Source organism: Paenibacillus sp. PastF-3, from assembly GCF_029893135.1.
Lineage (GTDB): Bacteria > Bacillota > Bacilli > Paenibacillales > Paenibacillaceae > Paenibacillus_AQ > Paenibacillus_AQ nitricinens.
This window is the reverse complement of record NZ_JARXWM010000006.1, coordinates 109400-130644: the sequence shown is the minus strand read 5'-3', so window position 1 is coordinate 130644 and position 21245 is coordinate 109400. Positions and strand designations below refer to the sequence as shown.

Sequence of the window (21245 nt, the reverse complement as noted above, 5' to 3'; positions counted from 1 at the left end):
ATAGCATATGTTGAGAGTAACCTCTAACATGATGAATTCACAGCTTCTGCTTAACCTAAACCGTAACGCGCGTACAATGAACGATACACAATTACAGCTTTCTAGCGGCCGCAAAATCAACAAGCCTTCCGATGATCCGGTAGGGATTACGTATTCCCTGCGCTATCGCGCTGAGCTTTCTTCTAACGAGCAATATACTAAAAATGTAGATAGCGCTCTTTCATGGCTGGATTATAATGATACGGTCCTTGGTCAAGCCGGAGATGTCGTTCAAAAGATTCGTGAACTGTCTGTACAGGCTGCGACAGGGACTAATCCACAGTCAGCACTGGACAGTATTAATGCCGAAGTGATGCAGTTAAAAGACCAACTTGTGGATATTGCGAACAGTACGCTGAACGGTAAGTATATCTTTAATGGCGAGCAATATAACACGAAACCTTATGATTTCGTTAAAGGTGCAGATGGCTCATACGATGTATCTAAGCCAATTACTACGGATACTGGGCAGATTCAGTTTATCGTAGGTGAAGATGTGCGTATGCCAATCAGTATGACTGGCAATGACGTATTCGGTAATACTGGGGATGCAGACAATCTTTTTGTAATTATTAATAATATTTCTGCTGGGTTAAAAGCTGGTGACCTCAAGTCTGTATCGGGTCAACTTGATGCAATCGATACGCGCATGGAGACTATTTTATCGGCACGTTCCGAAATAGGGGCAAAGACTAACCGTGTTGAATTGATGCAGGAACGGCTTAGTGATCTGAATATTAACCTAACGGATCTTCAAGCCAAGACGGAAGATGCCGACTATGAAGGCTTGATTATGAATTCCAAGATTCAAGAGAATATCTATAATGCTTCCTTGTCCGTGGGTGCAAAGATAATATCCACAACTCTCGTAGACTTTATCAGATAACGGAGGTGGTTCTCGTTGCTTCAGCCGATATTGCAAATCCGTCAGACGCCTGCTGTGATTGGAATTGATGCTGATCCGGGTGCCTATTCGATTTCTCAGCCTAAAGCTGAAGTCAATGTAACAACGACACCAGGACAACTAACGGTTCAATCCACTCAGCCTGAACTTACCATAGATCAATCTCGTGCATGGGCAGCCTATAATGGCGGCAATATGTTTGATATGAACAAACGAATCTATACTGGGATCCAGCAGCTGTATCTTCAGGGAATAGCTAAAAAGGTTGAGCAGGGGAATCGGATGGCAGAGTTTTTTAAACCAGGTAATACGATTGCAGAAGTGTACGGCACAGATACAGAACCTAATTCATTTCCAGAGACTCGTGGGCCTGCATCGTACGATAATGTGGATATTCATTTTGAGACTAGAGCCCCTCAAGTTAATTTTAGGGCTGCCCATGTTGATATACGGGTTGAAAGACGTAGTCCTGAGATTGAGTATACCCGAGGCAAGTTAAATATATATATGCAGCAATATGCAACCATACAGTTTTTTTTACCTGAAATTAACGTTCAATTGTAAGTCTTTAAGCTATAGAAGTGCTGGGAAGCGCCTCTATAGCTTTTGTGCTATATATGGTTTGGTAGTAGTGTTTTTATGATACCGGTTATTATGAGGAGTGAACAACATTGATTATAGAAACACTATCTTGGGGCAAAATTGATGTGGATGAGGAACAGTTATATCATTTCCCTAAAGGATTGCCCGGTTTTGATGTAGAAACAGACTTCGCTTTGATTGCTGTGGAGGAGACACCTTTCTGGTACTTACAGTCTGTGAAGGAAAAGGGATTGTCCTTTTTGCTAAGTGATCCATTTGTATTTTATCCATCTTATGAATTTGATCTTCCAGATGATGAAGCGGAAGAGCTAGGGATCGACAGAGAGGTTATCGTTCGTTGTATCATTACTCTGAAGGAACAAGTTGATCAGTCTACGGTTAATCTTCTGGCACCCATTGTATTGAATCCAGTGAAGCATTCCGGGAAACAGATCGTTCTGCATAGAGCTCCTTATCATACGAAGCATAGCCTCTTGCAGGAACTTTCAGCTATCGATGGAAAGGATGGTGGATGATATGCTTGTACTTACCCGCAAAAAAGGCGAGTCCATCGTCATTCAGGACCAGATAGAGTTGACAATCCTAAGTGTGGAAGGTGATACAGTAAAGGTGGGCATCTCGGCTCCTAAGCATGTCGATATTTTTCGCAAAGAGGTATATCTTTCTATACAAGAGGCTAATCGTGAGTCTGTTGCACCTATACAGACTGATTTGAATGCCTTGATCCATCGTTTTCGTGAAGAGCAAAAGAACGACTAACAAACATATTTATATACATTGAATCTAGAACCTAAGGCTCCCAATGGCAGACTTAGGTTTTTATTTGTTTTGGGGGTGTTTCTCAAGAAAATTTTAAAAAAACTTTGAATTACTCTAAACTGTTGGGCATACGCCGTCGATATATGTAGTAGACGTTGAACCTGCAGGGCGGCCGACCTTAAAGGTTCGGCGTTTACCACATGGATGTGGAACTAACTTAATTTCAGGGAGGAAATATTAAATGATTATTAACCACAATATCGCTGCAATGAACACTCACCGTCAGTTGGGTGCGAATACTGCTGCAACTAGTAAGAACATCGAAAAGTTGTCTTCCGGTCTTCGTATCAACCGTGCAGGTGATGATGCAGCTGGTCTAGCAATCTCCGAAAAAATGCGTGGACAAATCCGTGGTTTGGATCAAGCTACTCGTAACGCTCAAGACGGTATCTCGTTGATTCAAACAGCTGAGGGCGCATTGAACGAAACTCACTCTATCCTGCAACGTATGCGTGAGTTAGCGGTACAATCTTCGAATGATACGAACACTGATGCCGATCGTACAGAGCTTCAAAAAGAAGTTACAGCTCTTACGGCTGAAATTGATCGTATTTCTACTACTACAGAATTCAATACTCAGAACTTGCTTGACGGTAAGTTTACAGGTAAACAAATTCATATCGGTGCAAACCAAGGGCAGACCCTGTCAATTAAAATCTCAACTATGGGATCTAAAGCTCTCGGAATTAGTGGGTTGAGCTTGTCTAAACAATCTTCAGCAAACAAAGCAATCACCGCAATTGCTAAGGCAATCTCACGTGTATCAGCACAACGTTCATCTTTGGGTGCGATTCAAAACCGCTTGGAGCACACAATTAATAACTTAGGTACATCTTCTGAAAACTTATCGGCTGCTGAATCACGTATTCGTGACGTTGATATGGCGAAAGAAATGATGAACCAAACTAAGAACTCCATCTTAGCTCAAGCAGCACAAGCGATGTTGGCTCAAGCCAACCAACAACCTCAAGGGGTTCTTCAACTTCTTAGATAATAGTGTGAGTTAAGATTATAATGAGGTAGATGGCGTAATCGCTATCTACCTTGTTTGCTAATGAGGAGAATGAAAAAAATGACATATTATATAAATGAAGAAAAGTTTAACCAGAAAGAAAGCCTCCAAGAAACTTATCAAGATTTGGTTTTGTATCTAAATCAAATTTCATCTATTATTGTGAATAATACAGGGATACCTCTAGATGAAATTGAGATAAAGGATCTCTTGGTGCAAAATAACAATTTAATATTCGAAACAAAGTTGATTAAAGATCACGAACAAGAAGTACTCCAAAACGTGCATCAGTTTTCAAAAGAGCTTTTATTAACAATTGAGAGCTTGAATTTGAAAAGCATTGAAGATATATTGTCAGCCTTTTCTGAGTTGTCTGCCACATTATTAGAGTTATCGAATGTAGATAGTTATTTTAATTTCAATAAGATTAACAAGACAAATATAGAATTAACTGTGAGACAAGCAGAACAAAAAATAGTGGAAAATGATTACTCATCTGTTGTTGAGATTATCGAACTAATCTACTCAGAATGGATTGAGGATTTTATAGAGGAATTAGAAACCAGAAAGGGAATTATTCAGTGAGTATATATGAAATAACAAGTGGAACAGCCGATGATGGAAGTTTGATATTCATTTATAAATCAGAGGGCATAAATATTCCGTTAAATTCTAAAATCTCCCCTAAAAGGGAGATAGCTAAGCTATTAAATAAGGAAATATCGGAGAAAAATAAAATTACTTTTGTAATAGGTATTGGAAATGGTGAGATTGTTGAAACGCTTCAATCAGAGTATCAAGATATTCCTAAGATAATTATTATTGAGCCCTTTCAAGAAGTTGTATTAAACGATTTCACATTAAATAAAATAAAAATAAGTGAAAACATTGAATTTCATTATTTAAAAGATTTACTACCAATAATGATAACTTCTATTTTAGAGCAATTTAGAGGGCTTTCTTCGCAAATAATTATTCATCCTAAATATGACCAAACTAATTCGGAACTTATAAATGATACTTTAAAGTTAATAGAGAAAAGCTTGAGTTTGTATGTAATCAATAATAATACAGTGAATTTTTTTAAAAAAAATTGGATCATAGAGCCGATACTGAATTTAATCTACACCTATGAAATGGATCCAATAGATAGACTTATGGGAGAATTTCGAGGAAAAGGAGCAATATTAGTTTCCTCAGGGCCATCATTAACAGAAAATATTGATCTTATAAAAAAAGTTCAAGATCATATGTATGTTTTTTGTGTAGGCTCTGCTTTAAGGGCGCTGTTAAAATATGACGTACATCCGGATTTTGTGGTCTCTATGGACTCTAGTTTAACAAATTATGAAGCTCATTTCAAAGGACTCGATTACAAAGGTATTGCTATTTTTGACACGATGACCCATCATTTGATTTTGGAGAACCATCAAGGAAAAGCTCTGAAATTGTTAAGTGAGATGGATGGTATTACAGGAAGCTTATTTCCTGAGATGACGCGGTTCTTTTCTGTTGCTTCGGTGGCTATTTCTACTTTGAATCTAATTGGTCAATTAGGATTTCAAGAGGTGTACTTAGTTGGGCAAGATTTGTCTTATATTGATAAAAAGTACTATGCCGAAGGTATAACAGTTCACGAAGGGGTAACGATAGAAGAAGAATTATTGGTGGATAGTAATGACGGAGGAAAGGTATTAACTTCTGAGACATTATATGCACAGATAGATTCATTCAATCAATTAACGAATCTTATAAAAGATCATATAAAAATGTACAATCTTTCGAAAAAAGGTGCAAAAATTAATCATGTCCCTTATATCAACGCCGAGAAGATTGATTACCAAAGGTTTGTAAAAGATGTGGATTTCTCTGTTAATCAAAACATAAAGAATAACAAGGGAAAAGAAAAAGCAATTGAAGTAATAAAAAATCTATATCAAATTCTTGATTTAGTAAAAGTAGAAGAAAGAAAAATGAAAAAAATACGTGAAAATGTAGTCAATATTTCCGATATAAGAACATTGTTGAAAAGCGTGAAGAAGTTAAGAAAAGAGCCGCTGGTTGAAGGTTCTTTATTAAATCAGCTAATAGACGATGTTCAAAGAATAAGTAATCATTTTGAATACAATTATAATGAGACCCAGACTACAAATGATCAAAGAAAAGAAATGAGAGATAGTATTCACGTACTGTTTATAAAACTAAAGAAATATTTAGAACTATTATTAAACGATGAAGAGATTCAAAAGTTTTATTCAAAGGGTGAATGTAAATGAAGAATAAGGTATTAATAACAGGAGCGGATGGATTTATCGGCTCACATTTAGTAGAAGAACTTATACGACGAGGATATGATGTACGAGCATTCGTCTATTATAACTCATTCAACTCGTGGGGGTGGCTTGACTCATCATCAGATGATGTTAAGAGAGAGTTAGATGTATTCTCAGGTGATATTCGTGATCCACATGGGGTAAAAAAAGCCATGAAGGGTTGTGATATGGTTTTACATCTGGCCTCATTAATTGCAATTCCTTATTCTTACCATTCTCCAGATACGTATGTAGATACAAATATAAAAGGAACATTAAATATACTTCAAGCAGCACGTGAGCTTGGCGTATCTAAAGTAGTTCATACGTCAACTAGTGAAGTATATGGTACTGCTCAATATGTACCTATTAATGAAGAACATCCTTTACAGGGACAATCACCGTATTCTGCATCGAAAATTGGTGCGGATCAAATGGCGTTATCTTTTTATCGTTCGTTTGAAACGCCAGTAGCAATTATCAGACCGTTTAATACGTATGGGCCACGTCAATCTGCGCGTGCTGTTATCCCAACGATTATCACACAGCTTGCATCGGGTAAGGAGAAAATTAAACTGGGTGCTTTAAGTCCGACGAGAGATTTTAATTATGTTAAAGATACTGTCAGTGGGTTTATTTCAATCATGAATAGTGAAAAAGCACTTGGTGAAGTGATTAATATAGGTAGTAATTATGAGATTTCAATAGGAGATACAGTTAAGGCTATTGCTGATGTAATGGGCAAAAAACTTGAGATTGAAACAGATGAAGTTCGCTTTCGTCCTGAAAAAAGTGAAGTGGAACGATTGTGGGCAGATAATCAAAAAGCGAAAGAACTGCTCGGCTGGGAACCATCATACGGTGGAATAGAAGGATTTAAATGCGGATTGAAAGAGACAGTTGATTGGTTCACAGATCCCACGAATTTATCAAAATATAAGGCAGATGCATATAACATATGAACAAGCAGTGGCAGGAAATAATTCAGGGCATAAAAGAAATTTATGGTAGTAAAGATTTTATTCCCTTACATGAGCCGACCTTCAGTGACAAAGAAGTTGAGTATGCAACGGACTGTATTCGAACAGGGTGGGTCTCATCTGTTGGTAAATATGTCGATGAGTTTGAGAAGAGGCTTGTAGAATATACAGGTGTGAAACGAGCTGTTGCTGTTGTTAATGGTACTGCTGCTTTACATATTGCGCTTAAAATTGCTGGTGTGCAGGCGAATGATGAAGTTTTTATGCCAGCGCTTACCTTTATTGCAACAGCAAACGCAGTTTCATACTTACAGGCAGTTCCTCATTTTGTTGATGTTTCAGGGGAAACATTAGGTATTGACCCGATAAAACTCGAAGAACATATTCGGGAGATTGGTGAGATACACAATAATCAGCTCATTAATAAAATGACGGGCCGTGTAATACGGGCTATAGTTCCCATGCATACATTTGGTCATCCTGTAGATATTGATCCGTTAATTGATATCTGTAAACGGTATAATCTTGTTCTTGTCGAAGATGCAGCGGAAGCACTGGGTTCTTATTATAAAGGAAAGCACACGGGGGGATTTGGCCTTGTAGGCGCGCTCAGTTTTAATGGTAACAAAATCATGACCACTGGTGGCGGTGGAGCGATATTAACGAATGACGAACAACTTGCAGATTATGCAAAACACATTACTACAACTGCCAAAATACCGCATCGTTGGGAATACCGTCATGATGAGATAGGGTATAATTACCGAATGCCAAATATTAATGCGGCTCTAGGATGTGCTCAAATTGAAAAGATGGATGTATTTCTTGCGAAAAAAAGAGCGTTAACTCAAAGTTATAAAAAGTTATTTGAGCAAATAGATGGAGTGGATTTATTTGTAGAACCTACTTTTGGAACGAGTAATTACTGGCTTCAAACCATTATCCTTGATTCGGAGCAACATAGTCGTGATGTCGTGCTAGATTTATTGAATAAGGATGGAGCAATGGCAAGGCCAATTTGGACGCCAATGAATGAGTTAACTCCTTATATGCATTGCCCAAAAGGGGATTTGACAGTGACAAATGAGCTGAATAAAAGAGTTATTAACATTCCATCGACTCCTCTTTGAAAGGGGTAATCAACTATGAATAAACGTAAAATTTGTGTTGTCACTGGAACACGATCTGAATATGGGTTGTTGTATTGGTTGATGAAAGAAATCCATTCTGATGCTGAATTGGAACTACAATTAGTTGTTACTGGGATGCATTTATCTCCGGAGTTTGGCCTAACTTATAAGCAAATTGAGGAAGATGGATTTAAAATTGATAAAAAAGTAGAGATACTTTTGTCATCAGATACCTCTGTAGGTGTAGTTAAATCAATTGGAATTGCCACAATAGGATTTGCGGATGTACTTGATCAATTAAAGCCTGATTTAATTGTTATCTTAGGAGATCGATTTGAAATGTTGGCTGTGTCACAGGCTGCACTAATCATCGGTATCCCGATTGCACATTTACATGGTGGAGAGTTAACCTTTGGCGCATTTGATGACTCTATTCGTCACTCTATCACGAAGTTGGCTACGTGGCATTTCACTAGTACCGAAGAACATAAACAACGAGTAATTCAACTTGGTGAATCACCAGATCGAGTGTGGAATGTTGGTGCGTTAGGAATTGAGAATATTTTAAAGGTGCCACTTTTATCAAAAGATGAGCTATACAATCAGTTAAGTCTTGATAAAAAAAAGTCACTTTTGCTTATTACATATCATCCTGAAACACATGGAGATAGGGATGGAATTCATCCGTTATTAAGGGCTTTAAGCGAATATTCAAATGTGAACTTGCTCTTTACAAAAGCGAATGCCGATAATGGTGGACGTTATATTAACGAAGAGATCGAAAAGTATACTAAACAAAATGAGACTGCCTTCTTGTTTGATTCGCTAGGGCAATTGCGATACTTGAGTGCAGTTAAACATGCTGATTCTGTTATTGGTAATTCATCCAGTGGGCTCATTGAAGTACCCTATCTACAAACGCCTACTGTAAATTGTGGTAATAGGCAGGTGGGGAGACAAAGACCGTCATCGGTTTTTGATGTTGAGTTAGATGAAAAATCTATTAAAAATGGCATTGAACAAGCTCTGCAATATGCTGGGCCTTATGAACAGATCTTTGGTGATGGAAATGCTTCTCGCAAAATAGTGGAAATTCTTAAAGAAATACCTTCCTATTTGATTCAGAAGGAGTTTTATGACTTATGAACAATCAAGTATATATAATCGCCGAAGCTGGTGTGAATCATAATGGTTCTCTTGATCTTGCTTTTAGACTAGTTGATGCAGCAGTGCAAGCTGGAGTAGATGCGGTAAAATTTCAAACCTATAAGACAGAAAATCTTGTCACCAAAAATGCAAAACAGGCAGAGTATCAAGTGGAGAACATTGGAGAAGAGACATCACAATTTGCAATGTTAAAGAAATTAGAACTTTCGTATGAAGAGTTTTTTCAAATTAAGGCTTATTGCGATGAGAAAAAAATTGAATTTCTATCTACACCCTTTGATCGTGAAAGTATCGATTTTTTAGTAGATGAACTCGCGATTCGTACTGTGAAAATTTCGTCTGGTGAATTAACAAACACACCGTTCGTTCATTATATTGCTACAAAACGTAAACCAATAATTTTATCAACAGGTATGGCAACTATTGAGGATATACATGAATCTTTGTCCTTTATTGCTTACGGTCTGGCGTATCCAACAGATGAAGTGAAAATAGAAGCTGTGCAAAAGTTTTACCCCTCCTCTGAGGCAAAGAAGTGGTTGAAGGATTATGTAACGGTATTGCACTGTACAACTGAATATCCAACTCCGTACAGAGATATTAATTTGCAGGCGATTGATCATTTAACAAGAGAGACCCAATTAGATGTGGGTTTATCTGATCATTCAGAGGGGATATACGTGCCTGTAGCTGCGGTTGCCCGTGGTGCTCTGGTTATTGAAAAACATTTTACAACTAGCAGGCTTTTACCCGGACCAGACCACCTCGCATCCTTAGAACCAGATGAATTACAAGAGATGGTGAAGGCAATCCGCATTATTGAACTCTCATTAGGAGATGGAAATAAAAAGCCAACTATCAAGGAGCAGACAAATCAAATCGCTGCTCGTAAAAGCTTAGTAGCTGCGAAGTCAATTATGATTGGAGATACTATTACTAAAGAAAATTTAACTGTCAAAAGACCGGGAAGTGGTATGGCTCCTTCACAATATTGGTCACTAATCGGTAAAAAAGCATCGAAAAGCTATAGTGATGATGAGCTAATTGATGAGTAAGCCTGTTATCCTTATTGGAAACGGTGGCCACGCCGCGGTCATAACTGATATTTTGTTACAGCAAAAACGCTCAATTATGGGTTTCACAGCACCTGAAAAACAAGAGAATCGTTTTGGACTTTCATATCTTGGCACAGATAAAGTCATTGACTCATACAATATTTCTGATATTGAACTTGTACTTTGTTTAGGTTCTATTGGAGTACCTTATATTAGAGCGGATATATTTCAGCAATTTAAAACAAAGGGGTATACATTTTCCTCAGTCATTCATCGAAATGCAATTATTTCTCCTTACTCAAAATTAGGTGAGGGTGTGCAAATTATGGCGAGTGCTGTTATTGAATCTTTTGCAAGTGTTGCCGATAATACTATTATAAACACATCTTCAAGTATCAACCACGACTGCTCAGTTGGAAGAAGTTGTCATATTGCGCCGGGAGTTACACTTTCTGGAAGCGTGATAGTCGGTGATTTAACACATATTGGAGCAGGATCGACAATTATTCAAAACGTTCAGATTGGAAGTCAAGTAATAATTGGAGCAGGATCTCTAGTTTTGCAAACGATAAAGGATAGAAGCAAGGCATACGGAACTCCCGCTAAGGAAGTGTAGAATAATGACAAAGTGGAGAAAAATTTTGATAAGCCCTCAAGTTACGATTTTGCAAACTATGAAATTAATTGATGATTCTGCACTACAATTCGCAATAGTCGTGGATGAAAACAGGTGTTTACTTGGGACGGTTACAGATGGCGACATTCGCCGAGGACTCCTAAAGGGTTTATCTTTAGATACTTCAATTCAAAAAGTCATGAATGAAACTCCTATATACGAAAACGCTGGAAAGAAGCAGTTTTATTATAAAGAAGTAATGAAAAAGTTGAAATTAAAGCAGCTGCCGATTGTAAATCAAGAAAAGCAGATTCTAGATGTTATTTTTGTGGATAATGTAGTAGAAACGTCGCAAAAAGAGAACACCGTTATATTAATGGCTGGCGGTCTTGGGACGAGACTTCGTCCTTTGACGGATCATGTGCCGAAACCTATGTTGAAAGTTGGAGACAAACCTATTTTAGAAACAATTATTGAAAGTTTTAAAGGTTTTGGATTTACTAATTTCATTTTGTCGGTAAATTATAAGAAGGAAATAATTAAAGATTATTTTCAAGATGGATCTCATCTCGATGTAAATATATCATATATAGAAGAAACAAAGAGGCTCGGTACAGCAGGTGCATTGTCACTTATAGTGGAGAAGCCCGAGCATCCTTTTTTTGTGATGAATGGAGATCTTTTGACTAAAGTTAACTATGAGCAGCTACTCAATTTTCATAGTGAAACCAATTCTGTTGCGACAATGTGTGTAAGGGAGTATGAGTATCAGATACCATATGGTGTTTTAGAGATGGAGAATCACCGCTTGTTATCAATTGAAGAGAAACCGCTTCATAAAAGTTTTGTTAATGCAGGTATTTACGTTTTAAGTCCTGAGGTTTTAAAAAATATTCCTCAAAATGAATTTTATGATATGCCGGATCTTTTTAAGAAATTGATGAATGAACAAATAGAAGCCTCAGCTTTTCCCTTGAGAGAGTATTGGCTTGATATAGGACGCTTGGACGATTATGAAAAGGCTAACTATGAATTTTATGGAGGCTTAGTATGATAAAAAATAAAAAAATACTAGCCATTATCCCCGCACGCGGTGGCTCAAAAGGGCTTCCAAGAAAAAATATTCGTGAATTAGCAGGGAAACCTTTGATTGCATGGACGATAGAGGCTGGGCGAAAATCTAAATATATAGATAGGTTAATTGTATCATCAGAAGATTCCGAAATAATCGAAGTAGCGAAGGAATATGGAGCAGAGATCCCTTTTGTACGCCCGAAGCATCTTGCAGAGGATGAATCCTTAGGATTGGATCCGGTGTTTCATGCATTGAGTGAGTTACCTGGCTATGATATTGTAGTTCTGCTACAACCGACATCACCATTGCGCTTAACTGAGGATATTGATGCTTGTATTGAACAACTAATAGATTCAGCGGTACCTGCATGCGTCAGTATGGCGGAGACGGAAATATTACCCTATTGGATGTATACTTTGCAAGATAATGGATCTATAAAACCTATTATTACAAAAAAAGAAATCGGGATCAGGCGCCAAGATTTACCACCAGTTTATATTTTGAATGGTGCGGTTTATGTTGCAGAGATAGAATGGCTGTTTAAAGTTAAGTCATTTATAACAGAAGAAACTTCAGCATTTATTATGCCTAATAACAGATCTTATGATATTGATACCGAAGAAGATTTTTTGTTGTGTGAGTGGATGATGAACAAGGATTAGGTATATTGTTTTTTTGTGAGAATATTATATTTAAAATTTATACATCTATTCATCTTTTATGGCTTCTCTTCGGAGAGGCTTGTTTTGTTTTTATGTTCGAAAATAAACTCCCATAAAGAAAACTACTAACCTTGACAATATTACCAATATTTCAGACTGGACGATCCGGAGATTATAAGTTGATCCCTAATCTAAAGAAACATATATTTCTATATTCTCAAGGATAAGTTCTAAAGTATCCCTGAAACTAACCGATATATAAAGTATAATATGAGCGTTGTTGGAGGTCGGGGTATATGAATGTACAGTTTTCTTTTTCTGCTAGTTCTATGTCGGTCGGACAAAGCAGGCATGAGGTAACATCTGGCGCTGAACCGGAAAAGGTCCAAAGTAATCCGGTTATTATTCGCGATGCTAAAGATATCAGTCTGAAAGAGAAGCAAGGTGATAACATAACTGTTGCTGAGGAACAGCTTATCCGCACCATTGAACGAGCAGTGAAATCTCTACAGGGTCCCCAAACCGCGCTAGCAATCAGTATCCACGAGAAAACGCATGATATTATTGTCAAAGTGCTTAATAAGGAAACAGGAGAACTTATTCGTGAAGTACCACCAGAGAAGACTCTTGATTTAGTGGCTAAAATGATGGAAATTGCAGGTATTCTTGTAGACGAAAAAATATAATGTAGGGGGGGACTAATTTGGTTACAAGAATTAATGGTTTTTCAGGGATGGACATAGATAGTATGGTCAAGAGTATGATGGCCGTCAAGCGTGCCCCCTTGGACAAACTATACCAACAAAAAGAAATTTTAAATTGGACCAGAGATAGCTACCGTGAGATCAGTAGTAAACTATATGATTTTCGAGTTAATAAGTTATCGGATAAATATAATTTGTCATCTGCATTAAACTCAAATAAAGCAATTGTTACTGGTAATACCGGTGCAGTAAAGGCTGAGTCGACAGCTACCGCGAACGGAATAGATATGGATGTCACAGTAAAGCAGTTAGCAACAAGTACTACGTTGGAGACAAATGGAGTAGGGCTAAATAAAACTGGGAAAACAACATTGGCAGAACTGGCAACAGGCAAAGCTTTCAGTGACCTTACTGATGCAGAAAAGGAAAAAGATTATACTATAAATATTAATGGTGTCAGTTTCAGTAGCTTGAATGATGCAACGAAATCTTTATTCACAGGTGCTACCTCTATTTCTACTTTAGTTTCAACAATTAATGCTGACAGTAAAGCCGGTGTTATAGCTAGCTTTGATGAGATTACAGGGAAGTTGATAATTCGATCTAAGACAAGTGGTGCTCCGAGTGATGATCCGACAAGTGTAGACGGTAAAATAGTATTAGGATCAGATAACACCATACTCAGTGAAGTATTTAAGGGCATAAAGCAATATACCAATCAAGATGGAAGTTTGTCGGACACAAAACCTGGACAAGATGCTGTTATTAGCATAAATGGTTCAAACGATATAAAACAAAAGAGTAATACGTTCACTATAAATGGAGTACAACTAACACTACTCGCTGAAACTGGTACAAATGGAACCTCTAAGATCAGTAACCAATCCGATCCAGATAATTCTATTAAAACAATAAAAAGTTTTATCGAAGATTATAACAGTTTACTGGGATTGTTTAACAAGAAAGTGAATGAAGCTAAATATAGTGATTTTACTCCTCTGACGGATGAACAAAAGAAGGAAATGAAAGAAAGTGAAATTCTAACTTGGACTCAGAAGGCCCAAAGCGGGCTTCTTAAAAATGATGACATCTTAAGATCAACCATATCGTCCATGCGTATGGTTATCTCTGAGAAAATGGGTACACTGAGTGAGTTGGGTATTACAACGGGGAGTTATTCAGAGGGCGGAAAATTAATAATTAATGAAGCGAAGCTCAAACTAGCGATTAGTAATAATCCCCAAAGTGTAATAGATTTATTCCAAGGTTCTGCTAGTCAGCCAAATGAGGGGCTTTTTGATAAATTAGGAGATACATTAGCTAAACCATTGGAAAGTATCTCTATACGTGCGGGTACTAACAAGTATACTGCTGACGTCACTAGTACATTCAAAGAAGAGAGTGTTATGGGCAAAAAGCTCAAAGACTACAATTCTCGAATAAATAACATGCTGACAATATTAACAAATACTGAAAAACGTTATTATAAACAGTTCTCAGCGATGGAGACAGCCATGAATAAACTAACGACACAATCTTCCAGTCTGTTCTCCAGTTAATATAATTATTATAAAGAGGGTGAGTTTTTTGATTAGATCTCCATATGAGACATACCGCAAGTCTTCAGTCCAAACCTCAACCCCTGCGCAGTTAGTGATCATGCTGTATGACGGAGCAATCCGCTTTGTAAGAACGGCAATTGATGGACTTACAAAACAAGACTTTGAGAAAACAAATCTTAATTTCGGGAAAGCCCAGACAATTATGAGTGAGCTGATGTCTACATTAGATCATTCCTATGAAGTTTCTAAGAACTTGTTCTCACTTTACGAATATACAAATCATCTATTAATTGAAGCCAACATCCGCAAGAGCCCAGAAAAAGCGGAAGAGGCCATTGGCTACCTTACAGAACTTCGGGAAACTTGGCTACAAGCATCCAAAATCGCTGCAGCCCAGGGACAGGCTGAAAGTGCTCATGGATGAGTTAATTCAAAGCCTGAAGGAACTAACCTTAGATATCACGGATAGACTCTATGAGACTACCTATGAAGAGTTAGAATTTTTTGTCGAGGATCGTCAGGAGCTTGTCGACTCTATTGCAGAACAAGCCGAAATTTGTAAGTCGACGACTGCACAAAAACAAGAAATTAATCGAATTTTGGAGTATGACAATGTGATCCTAGACAGAATGAACACTCTTCGTTTGGAAGCACAAGACTGGTTACAGAAGCGCAATCAAGCCAAAGCACAGCGCAGCGCCTACGAGGCTGCTTACACCCCAGATAGTTTTCTAATGGACCGCAAAAAATAATTTATTTCGGTGTTTCACTATAGGAGTAGACGGGTATTAAATACCGTCTGCTCTTTTTTTGATCTTTACACCGCAGCTATTTCTTGATTATGGTAAATTAAACGTCCTATTTTACGTGGTAAATTATTGCATGTAAACATTTACTTTTCCAATTGACAATGAAGAAGTTACGGTGGTATAGTCGATTTGTGAGCAAGACTCACGTTCATCTGATGACGAAGGGAATGTTTAATCAATGGAAGGTAAAGTAAAATGGTTTAACGCAGAAAAAGGTTATGGTTTTATCGAGACTGCAGACGGTGGCGACGTATTCGTACACTTTTCCGCGATTCAAACTGACGGTTTCAAGACTTTGGATGAAGGCCAATCCGTAGAATTCGATATCGTTGAAGGCGCACGCGGACCACAAGCAGCTAACGTAATCAAATTATAATCATACGGCTAAGCCGACCTACATATAAGTAGATGGTTAGCAATTTAGACAGCGCTAGCAAGGATCTTGGGAATTCTCCCAAGGTCCTTTTTTTGTGTGTTTGGGGCCCCCGCAAAGTACCTGAGTATGCATCGATTTAGGCTCCACTTTGTGGGGAGATTTTGTGTGCTCATAAGGCTCTATCAATGCAGTTAATAGAAAGAAAATAGCGCACTTTGTAAATTTATAATATGGAAAATGTTAGAACTCTTCGAAATGTGGGTAATAGTTGTACGTTGAGCTGTTTATCTTACCTCGACGCACACTATGTTAGCCTAGGCCAACACTTCCATGAGAGATTCAAATAGCCTAAGCTATCAAAACTTTTAGGAGGATGATTAGCAGGATGAAAAAGAAGTTGCGCGGTCTTATGACCGGAGTTTTAGGAGTTAGTATGTTATTAGGATCTCTTGGCAGCGTATCTGCCGCCTCCGTACCTAAGGATATTCAAGGTCACTGGGCTCAAGCTCAGCTACAGCAATGGCTAGATAGAGGATACCTTGGAGGATACCCAGACGGTACAGTTAAACCAAACAAGGCCATTACGCGCGGTGAGTATGTGACTATGGTAAATCGCCTGTTCGGTTTTACAGCAAAAGCAACTGTAAGCTTTAAAGATATGAAAAGCACAAACTGGAACTACAGTGAAGTGGCTAAAGCCGTGGAAGCTGGTTATATCGGGGGATACGAGGACAATACGTTCCGTCCCAATACTCCGCTCACAAGACAAGAGGCAGCTGTAATGGCTGCGAAATTACTTAAATTGAGCACTAATACCACTACTAGCAAATTTAAAGACAATGCACAAATCGCAACATGGGCAAAAGGTGCAGTAGCCGCTGCAGCAGATAAGAAGATTATTAACGGTTATCCGGACGGAACCTTCGGTCCTAAGAGATCGTTAACACGTGCAGAGGCTGTAGGTATCATCAATACCTCGGTCATCTATTACCCAGGTAGCGGCACAGGTGGTGGAGTAATTCCTACCCCAACGCCAACTCCGACACCAACAGCTACCCCAACGCCAACAGCTACTCCAGGTGGTAGTACTGGTGGAGGAAGTGGTGGTGGATCTGGTGGAGGTAACGGTGATGGCGGAACTGTCACTACACCAACCGTAAGTGGGGCAACCTATGGTAACGTTGGTTCGGTAACAGCCGATGTATACCTGACATCTTCCGTAACAGGCTCAGTGTACTATGTTGTAGCTCCTTATACTGCTAACGTAAGTGCACCGAGTGCATTGCAGGTGGAAAAAGGACAGATCAGCAATGGAACTGCAAGCGAAATTCATGGTAGTGTTGCAACTGTACCGAACACAACGGTTACATTCTCGGTTTACGGATTGAATCCTGGGACAGAATACGCAACATATATCGTAGCAGCGGATGCATCTGGTAATCTGTCTACTGTGACAACAGTTCGATTAACTACTGCTCAGGCAACTGAAAAGTCGATTACACTTTTTGAACCAGGACAAGTAGGTACTGTTACAGCCGATGTATATGTTAAATATGGTGTGACAGGTTACGCTCCAACCCCAGTAAGATATGTAGTATTACCAGCTAATGAAAAAGCACCTAGCGCAGCACAAATTTCTTTAGGACAGAATAGTACTGGTACAGCGTTGACTGCTCCATGGACGGACACGCTTACGTTCGCTCCTGGTGTAAAACATACGCATACTTTGACTGGATTGACAGCCAATACTGCCTATAAGGTATACGTTATTACAGGATCGGGTACAGAATTGTCACCTGTCGAAATCATTCAAATTCATACCAAGTAACTTAATCTTATACTGTCTCAGTTTGGGAATATAAGAATGGAATTCGTACTATAATAACGACAGGTTTACAATTGGTCCGGTGAGGCGAATAGTTGCTCTTACCGGACTTGTTTTATTTGTGAACACTACGACAATATTTGTTATCTAATTGTAAGGGCTGTAAGGAATTACTTTTTACTTAGCCTTAACAATTTGGTATAATGAAGGTGTAACTAAAGGAGGAGTGGCCATGCAATTCACCATTCGAGGTCAACAAATTGACGTGACCGACGCTTTGAGAGAGTATGTTGATAAGAAGCTCAGCAAACTTGAGAAGTATTTCGAAGCACCCCCTACCTCTGAAGGGTCTGTGACGCTTGGCGTAGTTCGCGGCCTTCATACGGTGGAAGTAACCATTCCGCTTGCTGGTGTGACGCTTCGTGCGGAAGACCGCAGCGATGACATGTACGCTTCCATAGATGCCGTTGTGGACAAGCTAGAACGTCAAATTCGCAAACACAAAACGAAGATCAATCGTAAGTTCCGTCAAGAGGGACTCAAGACGCTGTTTGTGGATGGAGCTAGTACCGCTGTTGCTGTAGAAGAACAAGATTATGATGATTTAGAAGTTGTGCGGAACAAACGCTTTACGATGAAGCCGATGGATGTAGAAGAAGCTATTCTTCAAATGAACATGGTAGGACATACTTTCTTTGTTTTTTCCAATATCGATACCTCGGAAGTAAGCGTAGTTTACAAACGTGATGATGGTAAATATGGATTGATTGAACAGGGCTAAGATACAATGATGCCAGTTATGCTCTAAGTATAAAGGGCCTCGAGAGTTAGTCAGAACCTAAGAAATTTAAACCGAGCCCCTATTCGCTTGCAGCGAATAGGGCTCTTGTGCGTATAAGCGACTATATTTGAAAAATGTGGCTGATACACCTTGTATTGCGGCATCTCTTACAAACTGTTACAATTTATGAAGCAGCGGAATCGAATTTATAAATGGCCCTTTCAATTTTGTGAGGATGGGCTCGGTTCCACCATCTGTGTTGCATGAAAGGGGTTAACCATGCTAGGACTTGTAAAGAAAATATTCGGAGACACCAACGATCGTGACGTTAAACGTCTCATGAAGACAGTCGATGTAATTAATGGATTGGAACCGGAATTTGTAAAGCTATCTGATGAACAGTTACAAGCGAAGACAGCAGAATTCCGTGCCCGTATTGAAAAAGGCGAAACTCTGGAAGAAATTCTTCCTGAGGCATTTGCAACCGTACGTGAAGCTTCCAAGCGGACACTTGGTATGCGGCATTTTGATGTGCAGTTAATTGGTGGTATGGCTCTGCATGAAGGCCGAATCTCCGAGATGAAGACTGGTGAAGGTAAGACACTAGTAGGTACATTGCCAGTGTATTTGAATGCTTTGCTAGGTAAAGGCGTACACGTTGTAACGGTCAATGACTATTTGGCTCAGCGCGACAGCGCACAAATGGCACAAATCTATAACTTCCTGGGCATGACGGTTGGGGTTAACCTAAGCGGTATGGACCATGCTGATAAACAAGCTGCTTATGCCTGCGATATTACGTATGGCACGAACAACGAATTTGGTTTCGATTATTTGCGTGACAACATGGTGCTTTATAAAGAGCAAATGGTTCAGCGCCCTCTGTATTTCTGTATTATTGATGAAGTGGACTCTATTCTTATTGATGAAGCACGTACACCTCTTATTATTTCCGGACAAGCTGAGAAGTCTACAGAATTGTATTTTTCAGCAGACCGTTTCGTGAAAAAGCTTAAGGCTGAAGAAGACTACACAGTTGATATTAAGGTGAAGTCTGTAGCCTTGACTGAAAAAGGTGTGGCTACTGCTGAGCGCGCTTTTGGTATTGAGAACTTGTATGATCACAGTCATGTAACCTTGAATCACCATATCGTCCAAGCCCTAAAAGCAAATGTAATTATGCGTCGTGACGTAGACTACGTTGTAAACGAGGGTGAGGTCGTTATTGTCGATGAATTTACAGGACGTCTAATGTCAGGTCGTCGTTATAGCGATGGGTTGCACCAAGCGATTGAAGCGAAGGAAGAAATCGAAGTACAGAATGAGAGTATGACTCTTGCTACGATCACTTTCCAGAACTACTTCCGTATGTATCGCAAACTGGGCGGTATGACAGGTACTGCGAAGACTGAGGAAGAGGAATTCAAGAAGATTTATGGTCTTGAAGTTCTTCAGGTTCCTACGAATAAGCCGAACAAGCGCGATGATATGCCGGATGTCGTCTACAAGAGTGAGAACGGTAAGTTCAAGGCTGTTGTGGAAGAAATCGTAGAACGTCACAAAAAGAACCAGCCTGTACTGGTTGGTACAGTGTCGATCGAGAATTCAGAGCTCGTCTCTGAAATGCTGAAGCGCAAAGGTGTTAGGCACCAAGTGCTTAACGCGAAGCATCACGCTGCGGAAGCAGAAATCATTACCCATGCAGGTCAGCCAGGTACAGTTACGATTGCTACCAACATGGCTGGACGTGGTACGGACATCGTTCTGGGTGAAGGTGTGACAGATCTTGGAGGTCTGCATATCATTGGTACAGAGCGTCATGAATCGCGCCGGATTGATAACCAGCTGCGCGGTCGTGCGGGTCGTCAAGGTGACCCTGGTTCTACACAATTCTACTTGTCGCTTGGCGATGAGCTGATGAAGCGTTTTGGTGCTGACAACGTTCTGACTATGATGGATCGTCTCGGATTCGAGGAAGATCAGCCGATTGAGAGCCGCATGATCACGCGTGCTGTAGAATCTGCTCAAAAACGTGTTGAAGGCAATAACTTTGATATCCGTAAAGTCGTATTGCAATATGATGACGTGATGAATCAACAGCGTGAAATTATTTATAAACAACGCCGTGAGATTCTGGAGTCCGATAACATTAAAGATATCGTGCTTGAAATGATCAAGCCTGTAATTGAGCGTATCGTTCTCGCACACTGTAGCGATGATATTCCTGAGAACTGGGAACTGCAAGAAGTTGCTGATTACGTAAACAGCAAGCTGCTTGAAGAAGGTGCTTTGACCCGTGATATTCTATGGGGTAAGGAAGCTGAGGAGATTATCGAGTTTATTTTCGAGCGTGTGCTTGAGAAATATGCAGCACGTGAAGAACGTCTGGGTTCAGAGCTCGTACGTGAATTCGAGAAGGTAATCGTACTTCGTTCCGTAGATAGCAAATGGATGGATCATATTGATGCAATGGATCAATTGCGTCAAGGGATTCACTTGCGTGCCTACGGTGGTACGGATCCACTTCGTGAATATCAATTCGAAGGCTTTGAGATGTTTAATACTATGACTGCTACGATTCAAGAAGAAGTAGCTACTTATATTATGAAGGCTCACATCGAAGCGAATCAGGAACGTCAATCCGTTATTGATGAAGACAAGATCTCTACAAACAGCGAACCTGTTGAGAAACGTCCGGTTCATGTTGAGGCTGTGACTGGCCGTAATGATCTTTGCCCTTGCGGAAGCGGCAAGAAGTACAAGAATTGCCATGGTCAAAACGCATAAGACAAACGTTTTGAAATACGCATAAAT

General features: G+C 39.3%; 22 protein-coding genes. All 22 read left to right on the top strand.

From position 1 onward, the window contains the following. Positions 1-7: 7 nt before the first annotated feature. The 22 genes from flgL to secA all read left to right on the top strand — a co-directional run bounded on the left by flgL (position 8) and on the right by secA (position 21218). Entirely contained in the window at positions 8-925 is a 918-nt protein-coding gene (gene flgL, locus M2444_RS14055; protein ID WP_280787279.1) for a flagellar hook-associated protein FlgL, read from the top strand. Positions 926-940: 15 nt separating this feature from the next. Continuing rightward, positions 941-1507, top strand: a complete 567-nt coding sequence (locus M2444_RS14050; RefSeq protein ID WP_280787278.1) for a DUF6470 family protein — start codon at positions 941-943, stop codon at positions 1505-1507. Positions 1508-1614: 107 nt separating this feature from the next. Further along, positions 1615-2061 (top strand): flagellar assembly protein FliW, encoded by a 447-nt coding sequence (locus tag M2444_RS14045; protein WP_280787277.1) that lies wholly within the window; start codon positions 1615-1617, stop codon positions 2059-2061. 1 nt (position 2062) lies between these two features. Beyond that, on the top strand, positions 2063-2305 hold the full coding sequence (gene csrA, locus M2444_RS14040) for a carbon storage regulator CsrA (protein ID WP_280787276.1): 243 nt from the start codon (positions 2063-2065) through the stop codon (positions 2303-2305). Between the two features lie 241 nt (positions 2306-2546). Further along, the gene (gene hag / locus M2444_RS14035; protein ID WP_280787275.1) at positions 2547-3359 is read left to right on the top strand and encodes a flagellin Hag; all 813 of its coding nucleotides are present in this window, start codon (positions 2547-2549) and stop codon (positions 3357-3359) included. Positions 3360-3428: 69 nt separating this feature from the next. After that, complete coding sequence (locus tag M2444_RS14030; protein WP_280787274.1) at positions 3429-3962, top strand: hypothetical protein; 534 nt, start codon at positions 3429-3431, stop codon at positions 3960-3962. Next, positions 3959-5653 carry a motility associated factor glycosyltransferase family protein gene (locus tag M2444_RS14025; RefSeq protein ID WP_280787273.1) on the top strand — a complete coding sequence of 565 codons (1695 nt, stop codon included), beginning with the start codon at positions 3959-3961 and terminating at the stop codon, positions 5651-5653. The genes M2444_RS14030 and M2444_RS14025 overlap by 4 nt, the downstream gene beginning before the upstream one ends. Then, complete coding sequence (locus tag M2444_RS14020; protein ID WP_280787272.1) at positions 5650-6651, top strand: NAD-dependent 4,6-dehydratase LegB; 1002 nt, start codon at positions 5650-5652, stop codon at positions 6649-6651. The genes M2444_RS14025 and M2444_RS14020 overlap by 4 nt, the downstream gene beginning before the upstream one ends. After that, complete coding sequence (locus M2444_RS14015; protein ID WP_280787271.1) at positions 6648-7799, top strand: LegC family aminotransferase; 1152 nt, start codon at positions 6648-6650, stop codon at positions 7797-7799. Before M2444_RS14020 ends, M2444_RS14015 begins: the two co-directional genes overlap by 4 nt. Positions 7800-7814: 15 nt before the next feature. Continuing rightward, positions 7815-8945 (top strand): UDP-N-acetylglucosamine 2-epimerase, encoded by a 1131-nt coding sequence (gene neuC, locus M2444_RS14010; protein WP_280787270.1) that lies wholly within the window; start codon positions 7815-7817, stop codon positions 8943-8945. Further along, positions 8942-10021, top strand: coding sequence for an N-acetylneuraminate synthase (gene neuB / locus M2444_RS14005; RefSeq protein WP_280787269.1), 1080 nt, complete (start codon positions 8942-8944; stop codon positions 10019-10021). Before neuC ends, neuB begins: the two co-directional genes overlap by 4 nt. Continuing rightward, positions 10014-10637 carry an acetyltransferase gene (locus M2444_RS14000; RefSeq protein WP_280787268.1) on the top strand — a complete coding sequence of 208 codons (624 nt, stop codon included), beginning with the start codon at positions 10014-10016 and terminating at the stop codon, positions 10635-10637. The genes neuB and M2444_RS14000 overlap by 8 nt, the downstream gene beginning before the upstream one ends. Before the next feature lie 4 nt (positions 10638-10641). After that, positions 10642-11691, top strand: a complete 1050-nt coding sequence (locus M2444_RS13995) for a nucleotidyltransferase family protein (RefSeq protein ID WP_280787267.1) — start codon at positions 10642-10644, stop codon at positions 11689-11691. Further along, positions 11688-12374, top strand: coding sequence for an acylneuraminate cytidylyltransferase family protein (locus M2444_RS13990; protein ID WP_280787266.1), 687 nt, complete (start codon positions 11688-11690; stop codon positions 12372-12374). The genes M2444_RS13995 and M2444_RS13990 overlap by 4 nt, the downstream gene beginning before the upstream one ends. Positions 12375-12670: 296 nt before the next feature. Continuing rightward, complete coding sequence (locus tag M2444_RS13985) at positions 12671-13060, top strand: flagellar protein FlaG (protein WP_280787265.1); 390 nt, start codon at positions 12671-12673, stop codon at positions 13058-13060. A 17-nt stretch (positions 13061-13077) separates the two neighbouring features. Continuing rightward, positions 13078-14637 (top strand): flagellar filament capping protein FliD, encoded by a 1560-nt coding sequence (gene fliD, locus M2444_RS13980; RefSeq protein WP_280787264.1) that lies wholly within the window; start codon positions 13078-13080, stop codon positions 14635-14637. A 28-nt stretch (positions 14638-14665) separates the two neighbouring features. Then, positions 14666-15064 carry a flagellar export chaperone FliS gene (gene fliS / locus M2444_RS13975; protein WP_280787263.1) on the top strand — a complete coding sequence of 133 codons (399 nt, stop codon included), beginning with the start codon at positions 14666-14668 and terminating at the stop codon, positions 15062-15064. Continuing rightward, positions 15057-15392, top strand: a complete 336-nt coding sequence (gene fliT, locus M2444_RS13970; RefSeq protein WP_280787262.1) for a flagellar protein FliT — start codon at positions 15057-15059, stop codon at positions 15390-15392. The genes fliS and fliT overlap by 8 nt, the downstream gene beginning before the upstream one ends. Before the next feature lie 235 nt (positions 15393-15627). Further along, on the top strand, positions 15628-15825 hold the full coding sequence (locus M2444_RS13965; RefSeq protein ID WP_019915069.1) for a cold shock domain-containing protein: 198 nt from the start codon (positions 15628-15630) through the stop codon (positions 15823-15825). Between the two features lie 385 nt (positions 15826-16210). After that, positions 16211-17653 (top strand): S-layer homology domain-containing protein, encoded by a 1443-nt coding sequence (locus M2444_RS13960; RefSeq protein WP_179283711.1) that lies wholly within the window; start codon positions 16211-16213, stop codon positions 17651-17653. Positions 17654-17882: 229 nt separating this feature from the next. Continuing rightward, positions 17883-18431: a ribosome hibernation-promoting factor, HPF/YfiA family gene (hpf, locus tag M2444_RS13955; RefSeq protein WP_094871923.1), complete on the top strand. Its 549-nt coding sequence runs from the start codon at positions 17883-17885 to the stop codon at positions 18429-18431. Positions 18432-18710: 279 nt separating this feature from the next. Continuing rightward, positions 18711-21218, top strand: a complete 2508-nt coding sequence (gene secA / locus M2444_RS13950) for a preprotein translocase subunit SecA (protein WP_076285677.1) — start codon at positions 18711-18713, stop codon at positions 21216-21218. Positions 21219-21245 lie beyond the last annotated feature (27 nt).